Annotated in this window: 10 protein-coding genes; 8 read left to right on the forward strand and 2 right to left on the reverse strand. The window is 60.8% G+C overall.

Features of this window, described 5'->3' with window-relative positions:
• Positions 1-4: 4 nt before the first annotated feature.
• Positions 5-1,456, reverse strand: a complete 1,452-nt coding sequence (gatA, locus tag EC915_RS19595; RefSeq protein WP_133752168.1) for an Asp-tRNA(Asn)/Glu-tRNA(Gln) amidotransferase subunit GatA — start codon at positions 1,454-1,456, stop codon at positions 5-7.
• A gap of 15 nt (positions 1,457-1,471) precedes the next feature.
• Positions 1,472-1,759 (reverse strand): Asp-tRNA(Asn)/Glu-tRNA(Gln) amidotransferase subunit GatC, encoded by a 288-nt coding sequence (gatC, locus tag EC915_RS19600; RefSeq protein WP_133752169.1) that lies wholly within the window; start codon positions 1,757-1,759, stop codon positions 1,472-1,474.
• A gap of 206 nt (positions 1,760-1,965) precedes the next feature.
• Here gatC and mreB point away from each other — a divergent pair, with 206 nt between their 5' ends.
• The 8 genes from mreB to tldD all read left to right on the forward strand — a co-directional run bounded on the left by mreB (position 1,966) and on the right by tldD (position 13,613).
• Positions 1,966-3,003 carry a rod shape-determining protein MreB gene (mreB, locus tag EC915_RS19605; RefSeq protein ID WP_020292894.1) on the forward strand — a complete coding sequence of 346 codons (1,038 nt, stop codon included), beginning with the start codon at positions 1,966-1,968 and terminating at the stop codon, positions 3,001-3,003.
• A 235-nt stretch (positions 3,004-3,238) separates the two neighbouring features.
• Positions 3,239-4,354 (forward strand): rod shape-determining protein MreC, encoded by a 1,116-nt coding sequence (gene mreC / locus EC915_RS19610; RefSeq protein ID WP_372237932.1) that lies wholly within the window; start codon positions 3,239-3,241, stop codon positions 4,352-4,354.
• The gene (gene mreD / locus EC915_RS19615; RefSeq protein WP_133752171.1) at positions 4,354-4,845 is read left to right on the forward strand and encodes a rod shape-determining protein MreD; all 492 of its coding nucleotides are present in this window, start codon (positions 4,354-4,356) and stop codon (positions 4,843-4,845) included. The genes mreC and mreD overlap by 1 nt, the downstream gene beginning before the upstream one ends.
• A gap of 180 nt (positions 4,846-5,025) precedes the next feature.
• A complete protein-coding gene (locus tag EC915_RS19620) occupies positions 5,026-5,637 on the forward strand; it encodes a nucleoside triphosphate pyrophosphatase (RefSeq protein ID WP_133752172.1) in 612 nt (203 codons plus the stop codon).
• Positions 5,634-7,091: a ribonuclease G gene (rng, locus tag EC915_RS19625; RefSeq protein ID WP_133752173.1), complete on the forward strand. Its 1,458-nt coding sequence runs from the start codon at positions 5,634-5,636 to the stop codon at positions 7,089-7,091. Before EC915_RS19620 ends, rng begins: the two co-directional genes overlap by 4 nt.
• A 201-nt stretch (positions 7,092-7,292) precedes the next feature.
• Positions 7,293-11,108, forward strand: coding sequence for a YhdP family protein (locus EC915_RS19630; protein WP_133752174.1), 3,816 nt, complete (start codon positions 7,293-7,295; stop codon positions 11,106-11,108).
• Positions 11,109-11,319: 211 nt separating this feature from the next.
• The gene (locus tag EC915_RS19635; RefSeq protein WP_133752175.1) at positions 11,320-12,171 is read left to right on the forward strand and encodes a carbon-nitrogen hydrolase family protein; all 852 of its coding nucleotides are present in this window, start codon (positions 11,320-11,322) and stop codon (positions 12,169-12,171) included.
• Positions 12,172-12,173: 2 nt separating this feature from the next.
• The gene (tldD, locus tag EC915_RS19640; protein ID WP_133752176.1) at positions 12,174-13,613 is read left to right on the forward strand and encodes a metalloprotease TldD; all 1,440 of its coding nucleotides are present in this window, start codon (positions 12,174-12,176) and stop codon (positions 13,611-13,613) included.
• The last annotated feature ends 13 nt before the right edge of the window (positions 13,614-13,626 follow it).

Below are 13,626 nucleotides of genomic sequence, written 5' to 3' on the forward strand. Positions count from 1 at the left end.
CTCCTTAGAAGCCGGCCGGCGAGCGGGTGTGCCAGTCGGTTACCAACTGATATTGGTGAGCGACATTAAGCAGGCGGCCTTCCTCGAAGTACGGCGCGAGCAGTTGCACGCCCACCGGCAAGCCGTCGGCGAAACCGGCTGGCATCGACAGGCCAGGCAGGCCCGCGAGGTTGGCGGTGATGGTGTAGAAGTCTTCCAGGTATTCGGCGATCGGGTCGGCGTTCTTGGCGCCGATTTTCCAGGCCGGGTTCGGCGTGGTCGGGCCGAGGATTACGTCGACGTCCTTGAACGCGTTCATGAAGTCGTTCTTGATCAAGCGACGAATCTTCTGTGCCTGCACGTAATAAGCGTCGTAGTAACCGGCGGACAGGGCATAGGCACCGACCATGATCCGGCGCTGCACTTCAGGGCCAAAGCCTTCGCCACGGGAGCGCTTGTACAGGTCAGTGAGGTCTTTCGGGTCTTCGCAGCGATAGCCGAAGCGTACGCCGTCAAAACGCGACAGGTTGGAAGACGCTTCTGCGGGGGCGATCACGTAGTAGGCAGGGATTGCATGCTGCAGATTCGGCAGGCTGACTTCCTTGACCACTGCGCCGAGCTTTTTAAGCTCCTCGACGCAGGCCTGGACCAGATCGGCAATGCGCGGATCGAGACCGGCGCTGAAATATTCCTTCGGCACGCCGATGCGCAGGCCCTGCAGCGAACCGTCGAGGCTGGCGCTGTAATCAGGGACTGCCTGCTCGATGCTGGTGGAGTCGTTGATGTCGAAACCGGCCATGCCCTGCAGCAGCAGCGCGCAGTCTTCGGCGGTGCGTGCCATCGGTCCGGCCTGATCGAGGCTCGACGCGTAGGCGATCATGCCCCAGCGGGACACCCGGCCGTAAGTCGGTTTCAAACCGGTGAGGTTGGTCAGCGCAGCAGGCTGGCGAATCGAACCGCCGGTGTCGGTGCCGGTCGCGGCAGGCAGCAGGCGTGCGGCAACGGCAGCAGCCGAACCGCCGGAAGAGCCACCTGGCACGTGGTCCAGATTCCACGGGTTTTTCACTGCGCCGTAATGGCTGGACTCGTTGGCCGAACCCATCGCGAATTCGTCCATGTTGGTCTTGCCCAGCGTCACAGTGCCCGCAGCAGCCAGTCTGGCGACGACGGTGGCGTCATACGGCGCCTTGAAGTTGTCGAGCATCCTGGAGCCGCAGCTGGTGCGGATGCCCTTGGTGCAGAACAGGTCCTTGTGCGCCAGCGGGGCACCCAGCAGCGCGCCGGTTTCGCCTGCGGCACGACGGGCATCGGCGGCCTGGGCTTGGGTAATGGCCAGGTCTTCAGTGATGGAAATGAAGCTGTTGACCTGCGGATCCACCTGCGCGATACGCGCCAGCAGGGTGCGGGTCAGTTCTTCGGAGGAAAACTTTTTTTCGGCGAGTCCGCGAGCGATCTCGGCCAGAGTCATTTGATGCATTGCAGGCTCATTCCCTTAGTCGAGGACTTTCGGAACCAGATAAAGGCCGTCTTCGACCGCTGGTGCGATGGCTTGATAGGATTCGCGGTGATTGGTCTCGCTGACCACGTCTTCACGCAGGCGTTGCGAGGCTTCAAGCGGGTGCGCTAGAGGTTCGATGCCGGTTGTGTCGACCGCCTGCATCTGGTCAATCAGCCCGAGAATGCTGTTCAGTGCTTCAGTAGTACGCGGGATATCGGCGTCATTGAGGCCCAGTCGAGCCAGATGAGCGATTTTTTCCACGTCGGAGCGATCAAGCGCCATGGGGTTCTCCAGTGGAATGCGTACGGAATGCGCCGTACGTCAGATTGCGGAACACTACGCGATTTAGACGGTCATAACGCCGCGATCGTCGAGGGTAGTGCTCGGAAAACCGCCAATTTAGCATATTGGCTCCTTGCCCAAAATCCCTGTCGTTGTTAGAGTTTGCCGCACTTTTTTACCCACGCGTTCCCTAGGGTCCCTTTCCCATGTTCAAGAAACTGCGTGGCATGTTTTCCAGTGATCTTTCCATCGACCTGGGCACTGCCAACACCCTTATTTACGTGCGTGAGCGCGGTATTGTCCTGAACGAGCCATCGGTTGTGGCCATCCGGACCCACGGAAATCAGAAGAGCGTTGTTGCTGTCGGGATGGAAGCCAAGCGTATGCTGGGCCGTACCCCGGGCAACATCGCGGCCATTCGCCCGATGAAAGACGGCGTGATCGCCGACTTCAGCGTGTGCGAAAAGATGCTGCAGTATTTCATCAACAAGGTTCACGAAAACAGTTTCCTGCAGCCAAGCCCGCGCGTGCTGATCTGCGTACCGTGCAAATCCACCCAGGTTGAGCGTCGCGCCATTCGCGAATCGGCCCTGGGTGCAGGTGCACGTGAAGTATTTCTGATCGAAGAGCCGATGGCCGCTGCCATCGGTGCCGGCCTGCCGGTCGAAGAAGCCCGCGGCTCGATGGTCGTCGACATCGGTGGTGGTACCACCGAAATCGCTCTGATCTCGCTCAATGGCGTCGTTTATGCCGAATCCGTGCGCGTCGGCGGCGACCGCTTCGACGAAGCGATCATCACCTATGTCCGTCGTAACTACGGCAGCCTGATCGGCGAGTCCACCGCAGAGCGCATCAAGCAGGAAATCGGCACGGCCTATCCCGGCGGCGAAGTGCGTGAAGTCGACGTACGCGGTCGTAACCTGGCCGAAGGTGTGCCACGTGCCTTCACCCTGAACTCCAACGAAGTGCTGGAAGCGTTGCAGGAATCTTTGGCAACCATCGTTCAGGCAGTCAAGAGCGCGCTGGAGCAATCGCCTCCGGAGCTGGCCTCGGACATCGCCGAGCGCGGTCTGGTGCTGACCGGTGGCGGCGCACTGCTGCGTGACCTGGACAAACTGCTGGCACAGGAAACCGGCCTGCCGGTGATCGTCGCCGAAGACCCACTGACCTGCGTTGCGCGTGGCGGTGGTCGTGCGCTGGAAATGATGGACAAGCACACCATGGACCTGCTCTCCAGCGAATAAGTCGCCGGATTGCTACTGTGTGAGCTGAACGGGTGGCACTTTGCGGTGCTGCCTGTTCGTGTCTGATCTGCTGATGTCCTGCTGCTGTATTGAAAGCTCGATGCTGCAAGTCTGGCACTCCGTATTTCCATCAACCGCACCAGGCCGGTTTCATGTCCCATGAATAAGCACAGCCAAACACAAGCATCCCTGGAAGGAGCGGCCCATTAAACCGCTTTTCTCAAAGGGCCCGTCGTTGGGCGTTCGTCTCTTGGTGCTGGTCGTCCTCTCCGTGGCCGTCATGGTGGTGGATGCACGCTTCACGCTACTCAAGCCTGTGCGCAGTCAGATGTCGCTGGTGCTGATGCAGTCCTACTGGATTGCCGATCTGCCCGAGCGTTTGTATCAGGGTGTCGCCAGCCAGTTCGGCAGTCGCACCGAGCTTGCCGCCGAAAACGAGAAACTCAAAACCGAGAACCTGCTGCTGCAGGGCCGCCTGCAAAAGCTGGCTGCCTTGACCGAGCAGAACGTTCGGCTGCGCGAATTGCTCAATTCATCCGCGCTGGTCAACGAGAAGGTTGAAGTGGCCGAACTGATCGGCATGGACCCCAACCCCTTCACCCATCGCATCATCATCAACAAGGGTGAGCGCGACGGCGTGGTACTGGGTCAGCCGGTGCTTGATGCGCGCGGTTTGATGGGGCAGGTCGTCGAGTTGATGCCCTACACCTCCCGAGTCCTGCTGCTCACCGACACCACCCACAGCATTCCCGTGCAGGTGAACCGTAATGGCCTGCGTGCGATCGCCAGTGGCACCGGTAATCCCGAGCGTCTGGAGTTGCGCCATGTGGCCGATACCGCCGACATCAAGGAAGGCGACCTGCTGGTGAGTTCCGGGCTGGGGCAGCGTTTCCCGGCCGGTTATCCGGTGGCGACGGTGAAGGAAGTGATTCACGATTCCGGCCAGCCGTTTGCCATCGTGCGGGCGGTGCCTACCGCCGCGCTGAACCGCAGCCGTTATCTGTTGCTGGTCTTTTCCGATGGCCGTTCGCCTGAAGAGCGTGCGGCTGATGCTGCGCAGCAGCAAGAATCGCTCGAGCGTCAGACCGCCGACCCTTCTGCAGTGCCTTCGGCGACGGTACCCGGTGCTACGCCTGCGACGACCCCGAACAAACCGGTTGTACCCGCCACCGTGCCTAAACCCGCCGAGACCGGTCACAGCACCTCATCAGCTCCGGCGGCTGCGCCTGTGCCTGCTGCTACGCCTGCCAGGCCTGCGGCGAGTAAACCTGCCGCCAAGCCTCAGGCCAGGCCCGCCAAACCGGCCACGCCGACAGCGACTCCTGCAGCCCCGCGTGAGAGGGAGGAATAATGGTTCGTCATGCTCCTGCACGAAATGGCTGGGTGGTCTGGTTGACCTTCGCCATCGGCCTGCTGCTCAGCGTCTCGCCGCTGCCGCAATTCATGGAAATCTTCCGTCCGCTGTGGCTCGCGCTGCTGCTGGCATTCTGGGCGCTCACGCTGCCACACAGGATCGGCATGGTCACTGCGTGGATGCTCGGTCTGGCTGAAGACGTGCTTTACGGGACATTGCTGGGGCAGAACGCGTTGATCCTGACGTTGATTACCTTTCTGGTCCTGTCCCTGCAACAACGCTTGCGGATGTTCCCGATGTGGCAGCAGTGCCTGGTGATTCTGGTGATCTTCGGCATCGCGCAGTTGATCCAGCTGTGGCTCAGCGCCCTGACCGGCAACCGTCAGCCGACCCTGGCGCTGGTCTTGCCTGCATTGGTCAGTGCATTGTTGTGGCCATGGGTCAGCTACGGTCTGCGCGGCTTGCGCTCGCGATTGAAGATCAACTGAGGCTTTACCCGTAAAACGGTCTGGCCCGTACTTCTGTCGGGAGTTCTTCGTCTGAGCGCTTGCATCGCGAATGAATTGGCTCACGCAGAGACTGGGGTGCCCGTTTGAATGTGCGCTTGTCGGGTAACGGATGTTTTCACGCAACGCCCAAGCTTGTGATTACTGACACGGAGACGTCCCATGCCCCAACTTCTTCTCGCCTCCGGCTCCCCGCGCCGTCGTGAACTGCTGACTCAGATAGGTGTGCCGTATATCACGCTCAGTGCGGATATCGACGAAACCCCGCTCAAGGACGAAGCGGCATTGGCCTATGTCCAGCGTCTGGCCCGCAGCAAGGCCGAAGCCGGTCTGCTGCAGTTGGTCAACGACTCTGCCTACTCCACCGCCTGCGTACTTGGCGCCGACACTGCCCTCGTGCTCGATGGGCGCATTCTCGGCAAGCCTGTCGACCAAGCTGACGCCCTGGCCATGCTCGCTGCCCTGTCCCATCGCGAACACGAAGTGCTGACCGCCATCGCGGTGGTGGACGAGCAGCACTGTGAAACCCGCGTGGTCAGCAGCCGCGTGCGTTTTCGTTCGATTTCTGTGCAAGAGGCGCGGGCTTACTGGGCCAGTGGCGAGCCACAGGACAAGGCAGGCAGTTATGGGATTCAAGGACTGGGGGCGGTGTTCGTGGAAAGCCTCAGCGGCAGTTATTCCGCTGTGGTTGGCCTGCCGTTGTGCGAAACCGCAGAACTCCTGCAGCGTTTCGGCATACCCTGTTGGCAATGCCTGGAAGGTGACAAGCCATGAGTGAAGAGATTCTGATCAACATCACGCCGATGGAGTCGCGCGTGGCCGTCGTCGAGAACGGGGTTTTGCAGGAAGTGCATGTCGAGCGGACCCAGCGTCGCGGGATCGTCGGCAATATCTACAAAGGCAAGGTCGTACGTGTGCTGCCGGGGATGCAGGCGGCATTTATCGATATCGGTCTGGATCGCGCGGCCTTCATCCACGCCTCGGAAATTTCAATGCGCGAGGGGCCTGCGGTGGAGACCATCAGCTCGCTGGTCCATGAAGGCCAGAGTCTGGTAGTGCAGGTTACCAAAGACCCGATCGGCACCAAGGGCGCGCGCCTGACCACTCAGTTGTCCATCCCCTCGCGGTATCTTGTTTACATGCCACGCACGGCCCACGTCGGCATCTCCCTGAAAATCGAGGACGAGGCCGAGCGGGAACGCCTCAAGCAGGTCGTCAGCGATTGCGTGGCCAAAGAAGGGATCAAGGAAAAGGGCGGTTTCATCCTGCGCACGGCGGCCGAAGGCGCTGGCACCGATGAGATCATGATGGACATCCGCTACCTGCGCCGTCTCTGGGATCAGATTGGCGAGCAGATCAAGACCATTGGCCCCGCCACCGTGATCTATGAAGACCTCGGTCTGGCGCTGCGCACCCTGCGTGATCTGGTCAGTCCGCGTACCGAGAAAATCCGTATCGACTCTCGGGAGACCTTCCAGAAAACCACTCAGTTCGTCGCGGAGCTGATGCCGGAAATCGCCGACCGTCTTGAGCACTATCCAGGCGAGCGGCCGATTTTCGACCTCTACGGCGTGGAAGACGAAATCCAGAAGGCCCTGGAGCGTAAGGTGCCCCTTAAGTCCGGCGGCTACCTGGTGATCGACCCTGCCGAGGCGATGAGCACGATCGACGTCAACACTGGCGCATTCGTTGGCCATCGCAACCTGGAAGAAACAATTTTCAAGACCAACCTGGAAGCGGCGACCGCCATTGCCCGGCAACTGCGGCTGCGCAACCTGGGCGGGATCATCATCATCGACTTCATAGACATGGAAGATGGCGAACATCAGCGTCAGGTTCTGCGCACACTGGAAAAGCAGCTGGAGCGCGACCACGCCAAAACCAACATCATCGGCATCACCGAACTGGGTCTGGTGCAGATGACCCGCAAGCGCACCCGCGAAAGCCTTGAACAGGTGCTGTGCGAACCGTGCAGCAGCTGTCAGGGCCGCGGCAAGCTGAAGACCCCAGAAACCATCTGCTACGAGATATTCCGCGAGATCCTGCGCGAGGCGAGGGCCTATCAGGCGGTGGGGTATCGGGTGCTGGCCAACCAGAAGGTTGTCGACCGGCTGCTTGATGAAGAGTCCGGCAACGTGGCGGAACTCGAAGTGTTCATCGGCAGGACCATTCGATTTCAGGTTGAAACCATGTATTGCCAGGAACAATACGACGTTGTACTGCTCTGATTCTGCTCAAAATGTTGCTTGAAAGCACCGCGCCGGGCTTCGTGCGGTTATTGAACCGATGGAAAAAGCCCAATGGGCCGACGGCAGCGATGCCCTTCAAAGAGAATGATGCGTGGCCAATGAGCTTTTCCGGGACTGTCTCCCGACCGCACGAATGAGCCAGATGCCGCTTGCAGGCTCACTGTCTGGGGGCGTGGCCACATGGAACGTCTGATGCGATTCTTCGGCGCGCTGACGCGTTGGGGCCTGAGCCTGTGCGCGCTGGTTCTGGTGGTGATCGCGTTGTACGTCAGCGTCGGCCGTCAATTGGCGCCGATGGTCGCCGAGTATCGTGCGGATGTGGAAAACAAGGCCCAGGCAGCCGTCGGTATGCCGGTCAGCATTGGTCGTCTTGAGGGCAGCTGGAGCGGCTTTGCGCCGATCTTCGTCGCGCGGGATGTAACGGTCGGGCAGGGCTCGTCGGCGTTGCGTCTGGATCAGGTGCGCGCGGTGCCCGATCTCTGGGGCAGCATCAGGGCCCGGCAAGTGCGCATCGCCCGGCTTGAACTGGACGGCGTGCAATTAGGGCTCAAGGAGGACAAGGACGGCCACTGGGCGCTGCAAGGCTTCCCGGTGCAGGATGACAAGCCTTTCGATCCCGGCCAGGTGCTGAAACAGATGCAGACGATCGCGACGCTGTCGTTGTTCGACAGCCAGATCACCCTGCAGCCTTATCAACAGTCGCCGCTGACCCTCACCTACGCCAGCATGACCCTCAAGACCGGGCGCTTTCACCAGCGTCTGGACGCCAGGGTGACATTGCCTGATGGCCAGCCGCTGTCGCTGAACGTGCGCTCAAGAATCCGTGCTGACGCCTGGCGCGATGCAGAGGCTGAAGCGTATTTGAGCCTGCCACAAAGTGAATGGTCCAAATGGCTGCCCAAAAGCGTGACACGCGACTGGACTGTCAAGAATCTCAAGGCCGGTGGAGAGTTCTGGTTGACTTGGGGCAAGGGCCATCTGCAGTCGGCCGTGGCCCGGCTCAACGCCCCGCAGTTCAAGGGGGCTTACGCCGAACGCAAGGCGGCGAAGATCGACAATCTTGCGCTCAATGCCTGGTTTCAGCGCGACGACACCGGTGCCGCGCTGTTGCTGGATTCCCTGGCGATGGACATCGCTGGCAAACGTTGGGAAAGCCAGGTTCAGCTCAGGCAAACCGCAGCGACGTCCGACAGCGAAGAGTTGTGGCACGTACAGGCTGATCGGTTGGATCTGACGCCCGTCACCCCGTTGCTTGATTCTCTGGCGCCATTGCCGGAAAAGCTGATGGTGGTGCTCGATCACCTGAAGGTTACCGGTGGCATGCGCAACGTTCTGGTGGACTACCGCCCGCACGCTGAAGGCGCCAAGCGTCTGAGCTTTGCTGCCAATCTGGACAAGGTCGGATTCAGCGCTTACCACGGTGCTCCAGGCGCCGGAAACGTCAGTGGTGCCATCAGCGGCGATCTGGGACGGGGTGAACTGCGCCTGAACACCGACGACTTCATGTTGCATCTGGACCCAATCTTCAAGAATGCCTGGAATTACCATCACGCCGAGGCGCGCCTGACCTGGGCGTTGGACGACAAGGGCTTCACCCTCATAGCCCCTTACATCAAGGTGGTCGGTGATGAAGGCAAGATTGCCAGCGACTTCCTGATTCGCCTGCATTTCGATCAAAGCCAGGAGGACTACATGGACCTGCGCGTCGGTCTGGTCGACGCCGACGGACGCTATACCTCCAAATACCTGCCAGCGGTTCTCAGTCCCGCGCTGGACCAGTGGCTGCGCACCGCGATACTCAGCGGTCACGTCGATCAGAGTTTTTTCCAGTATCAAGGCTCGCTCAATCACGATGCTTCGGACGTCGCACGGGTCATCAGCCTGTTCTTCAAGGTTCGCAATGCCGATCTGGCGTTCCAGCCGGGCTGGCCGCAACTGACAGGGGTGGACGGCAACGTGTTCGTGGAAAACAGCGGCGTGCGTATCCGCGCCACCAAGGGCCAGTTGCTGGGCACTCAAGTGCGTAATGTCGCAGTGGACGTACCTCATGTGGCGACCGGCCAGACCAGCCATCTGCTGGTGGACGGCGACTTCGACGGCCGCCTGCAGGACGGCATGAAGATTCTGCAGGAGGCGCCCATCGGCACCGGTCAGACCTTCGCCGGCTGGCAGGCCGACGGGCCGCTGCAAGGCCATATCAATCTGGACATCCTGCTGGTCAAAGGCCAGGAGCCCAAGGTCGTGGTGGACTTCAACACCAGCAATGCGCGTTTGAAGCTGGCTGATCCGGTGCTTGACCTGACCCAGCTCAAGGGCAACTTCCGGTTTGATTACGACAAAGGCCTGAGCGGCAAGAACATCAAAGCGACGGCGTTCGACAGACCGGTCGCTGCCGAGATCTTCGCCGAGGGTAAACCGGGGGCCCCGGTGACGCGCATCACGGCCAACAGCCAGATTACCGTCAAGCGGCTGACCGACTGGTTGGACGTTACCCAACCGTTGCCAGTCTCGGGTGACTTGCCGTACCAACTGCAGTTGACCCTCAACGGCGCAGAGAGCCCGTTACAGATCAATTCCAATCTCAAAGGTGTGGCTGTCGATCTGCCAGCGCCTTTCGGCAAAACTGCGGATGAGAGTCGCGACACCGATTTTCGTATGAACCTGCAGGGGCCCGAGCGGCGCATCACTGTAGGTTACGGCAACCTCGCGAATCTGGCGCTCGCCGCGCCAGGGGGCAAGTTCGCGGATGCACGCGGCGAACTGTTCCTTGGAGAGGGCGGCGCTGTCGTGCCTGACAGCAAGGGGCTGCGCGTCCGCGGCTCGTTATCGGAACTGGACATCGCGCCGTGGCAGGCAATGGTCGAACGGTATGCAGGTAATGATTCCGGTGGCGGCGCCAAACAGCTGCTCAGCAGCGTCGATCTGCAAATCGGCAAGTTGACAGCCATGGGCACAACCCTGGATCAGGCCAATGTTCAACTCAAGCGCAACAACGCCAGTTGGGGCCTGTCGCTGGACAGCTCGAAGATAAAAGGCACGGTAACGCTGCCAGACAACAAAGCCACGCCGACGGATATCGATCTGTTGTACGTGCGGTTGCCAGCAACGGATCCCAAACCCGTCGTCGTCGAAAATGCGCCTGATCCACTGGCCGACGTTGACCCTCGTAACATCCCAGCGCTGAACATTAAGATCACTCAGTTGTTCCAGGGCAATGATCTGATCGGTGCCTGGTCGCTGAAGGCACGTCCGACCGCCAACGGCCTTCAGCTCAACGACCTGGATCTTGGCCTCAAGGGAATATCGCTGCTCGGCAACGCCGGTTGGGAAGGCGCCCCCGGATCGACCAGCAGTTGGTTCAAGGGGCGGGTAGCTGGCAAGAATCTCGCGGACGTACTGAAGGCCTGGGGGTTCGCGCCGACGGTGACCAGTCGGGAGTTCGAGATGAACGCTGATGGCCGCTGGCCGGGTTCGCCTGCGTGGGTGGGCCTCAAACGTTACTCAGGCAGTCTCGATGCCACGCTGAAAAACGGTCAGTTCGTCGAAGTGGAGGGCGGTGCTCAGGCTCTGCGCGTGTTCGGGCTGCTCAACTTCAACTCCATCGGTCGCCGTCTGCGCCTGGATTTCTCCGATTTGCTGGACAAGGGCCTCAGTTATGACCGGGTCAAGGGACTGTTGGTCGCCAGCAACGGCGTCTATGTCACGCGCGACCCGATCACCATGACTGGACCGTCGAGCAATCTTGAACTCAATGGCACACTGGATATGGTGCGTGACCGCATTGATGCCAAATTGCTTGTAACGTTGCCCGTGACCAACAACCTGCCGATTGCCGCGCTGATCGTGGGTGCGCCAGCGATTGGTGGCGCGCTGTTTTTGGTCGACAAGTTACTGGGTGATCGCGTGGCGCGTTTTGCCAGCGTGCAGTACAAGGTCCAAGGCCCGGTGAAGGACCCTAAACTCACGTTCGATAAGCCGTTCGAAAAGCCGCAGTAAGCGAAACGCAGGCCCTTGCGTTCGTTGATAGGGCGTATGCAGATCGGTGGGAGTGAGGCTGTTCACGATAGGGGCCATTACATCTTTAGCGGATGCAGGGTCTCAAGCCAGCCTTCTGCCGATGGCGGCCCGACCAGGCTCACTCTCTCAGGTGTTCTTGTTCGCTGCAGATCTCGGAGTACAGTGCAGTTTTACCGATCAAGGAGCGCCTATGTCCTTCGCTGTGATTCAGATGGTCAGCCAGAGTGATGTCCAGGGCAATCTGGATAAAGCTCGTGCGCTGCTGGAGCAGGCCGCGGCGTCCGGTGCGAAGCTTGCGGTGTTGCCGGAAAACTTTGCGGCCATGGGTCGTCGCGACATTGCTGCCATCGGACGCGCCGAGGCAGTGGGTGAAGGCCCGATCCTGCCGTGGTTGAAACTTGCTGCTCGCGACCTCACGTTATGGATTGTCGCCGGGACATTGCCGCTGCCGCCTGAAGGCCAGCCGGAAGGCAAAGTCACGGCGTGCTCGCTGTTGGTCGATGATCGGGGCGAGCAGGTTGCGCGCTATGACAAACTGCACCTGTTCGACGTGGATGTGGCCGATACACGGGGGCGTTATCGTGAATCCGACGACTATGCTCATGGCAGCAACGTGGTCGTCGCCGATACACCTGTGGGAAAGCTGGGCCTGACCGTGTGTTACGACCTGCGCTTCCCCGAACTGTATACCGCCCTGCGTGACGCCGGAGCTGAACTGATTACCGCGCCGTCGGCCTTTACTGCCGTGACCGGCGCGGCGCACTGGGAAGTCCTGCTGCGTGCGCGTGCCATCGAAACCCAGTGTTACCTGCTGGCGGCCGCGCAAGGCGGCGTGCACCCGGGGCCAAGGGAAACATTTGGACACGCGGCGATCATAGACCCATGGGGCCGCGTGCTGGCCGAGCAGGCACAAGGTGAAGCTGTGCTGCTGGCCGAACGAGACAGTGAAGAACAAGCGTCCATACGGGCGCGAATGCCGGTTACCAACCACCGGCGATTTTTTTTGCAGGACGCCTTGCGGCCTGCCAACACCCCGGAGTGAATATGAGCGACTTGTCCTCTGTCAGCGAACACCTTCTGGCGCCAGGCGGCCTGAGCATCGACAGCCTGCAATCGGTGCTGGGAGAGCTTGCCGGTCCCGGGATCGACGCCGCTGACCTGTATTTCCAGGGCCAGATTTCCGAGTCCTGGGCGCTGGAAGACGGCATCGTCAAGGAAGGCAGTTTCAACCTTGACCAAGGCGTTGGCGTGCGGGCACAGTCTGGTGAGAAAACCGGCTTCGCCTACAGTAACGCGATCACCCCCGATGCATTGAGTCAGGCCGCACGCGCTGCCCGTTCGATTTCCCGCGCCGGGCAGAATGGTCGTGTGCAGGCGTTCACCACTCAAGACGTCACCCAGTTGTACGCGCCGGATAACCCGCTGGAAGTCATCAGCCGCGCCGAGAAGGTCGAGCTGCTCAAGCGTGTCGACGCCGCCACCCGGGCGCTGGACCCTCGCATTCAGCAGGTTACCGTTAGCATGGCCGGTGTATGGGAGCGCATTCTTGTCGCCTCCACCGATGGCGGATTGGCTGCCGACGTTCGCCCGCTAGTGCGCTTCAACGTCAGCGTGATCGTCGAGCAGAACGGCCGTCGCGAGCGCGGTGGGCATGGCGGTGGTGGCCGTACCGACTACCGCTACTTCCTAAGCGACGATCGCGCCATGAGCTATGCCCGCGAAGCCTTGCGCCAGGCGCTGGTCAATCTCGAAGCGATCCCTGCACCAGCGGGTACGCTGCCGGTGGTGCTGGGTTCGGGCTGGTCCGGCGTGCTGTTGCACGAAGCGGTGGGGCATGGTCTGGAAGGCGACTTCAACCGCAAGGGCAGTTCGGCCTACAGCGGTCGCATGGGCGAGAGGGTCGCTTCCAAACTCTGCACCATTGTCGATGACGGCACTCTGGCCGGTCGTCGCGGCTCCCTGAGTGTGGACGACGAAGGTACCAAAACCGAATGCACCACGCTGATCGAAAACGGGGTGCTCAAAGGTTACATGCAGGACAAGTTGAACGCGCGGCTGATGGGCGTTGCCCGCACCGGCAATGGTCGTCGCGAGTCGTACGCCCACCTGCCAATGCCACGCATGACCAACACCTACATGCTCGGCGGTCAGAGTGATCCGGCGGAAATCATCGCCTCGGTGAAGAAGGGCATCTACTGCGCCAACCTGGGCGGCGGTCAGGTCGATATCACCAGCGGCAAGTTCGTCTTTTCCACCAGCGAAGCCTATTTGATCGAGGACGGCAAAATTACCACGCCGGTCAAAGGCGCGACGCTGATTGGCAACGGTCCTGAATGCATGAGCCGGGTGTCGATGGTCGGTAACGACCTGTCGCTGGACAGCGGCGTGGGTACTTGCGGCAAGGACGGGCAGTCGTTGCCGGTGGGTGTGGGCCAGCCGACCTTGAAAATCGATGCGATCACTGTGGGTGGCACAGGCGCTTGATCAGGCCTTGTTT

The organism is Pseudomonas sp. LP_7_YM (assembly GCF_004364435.1).
Lineage (GTDB): Bacteria > Pseudomonadota > Gammaproteobacteria > Pseudomonadales > Pseudomonadaceae > Aquipseudomonas.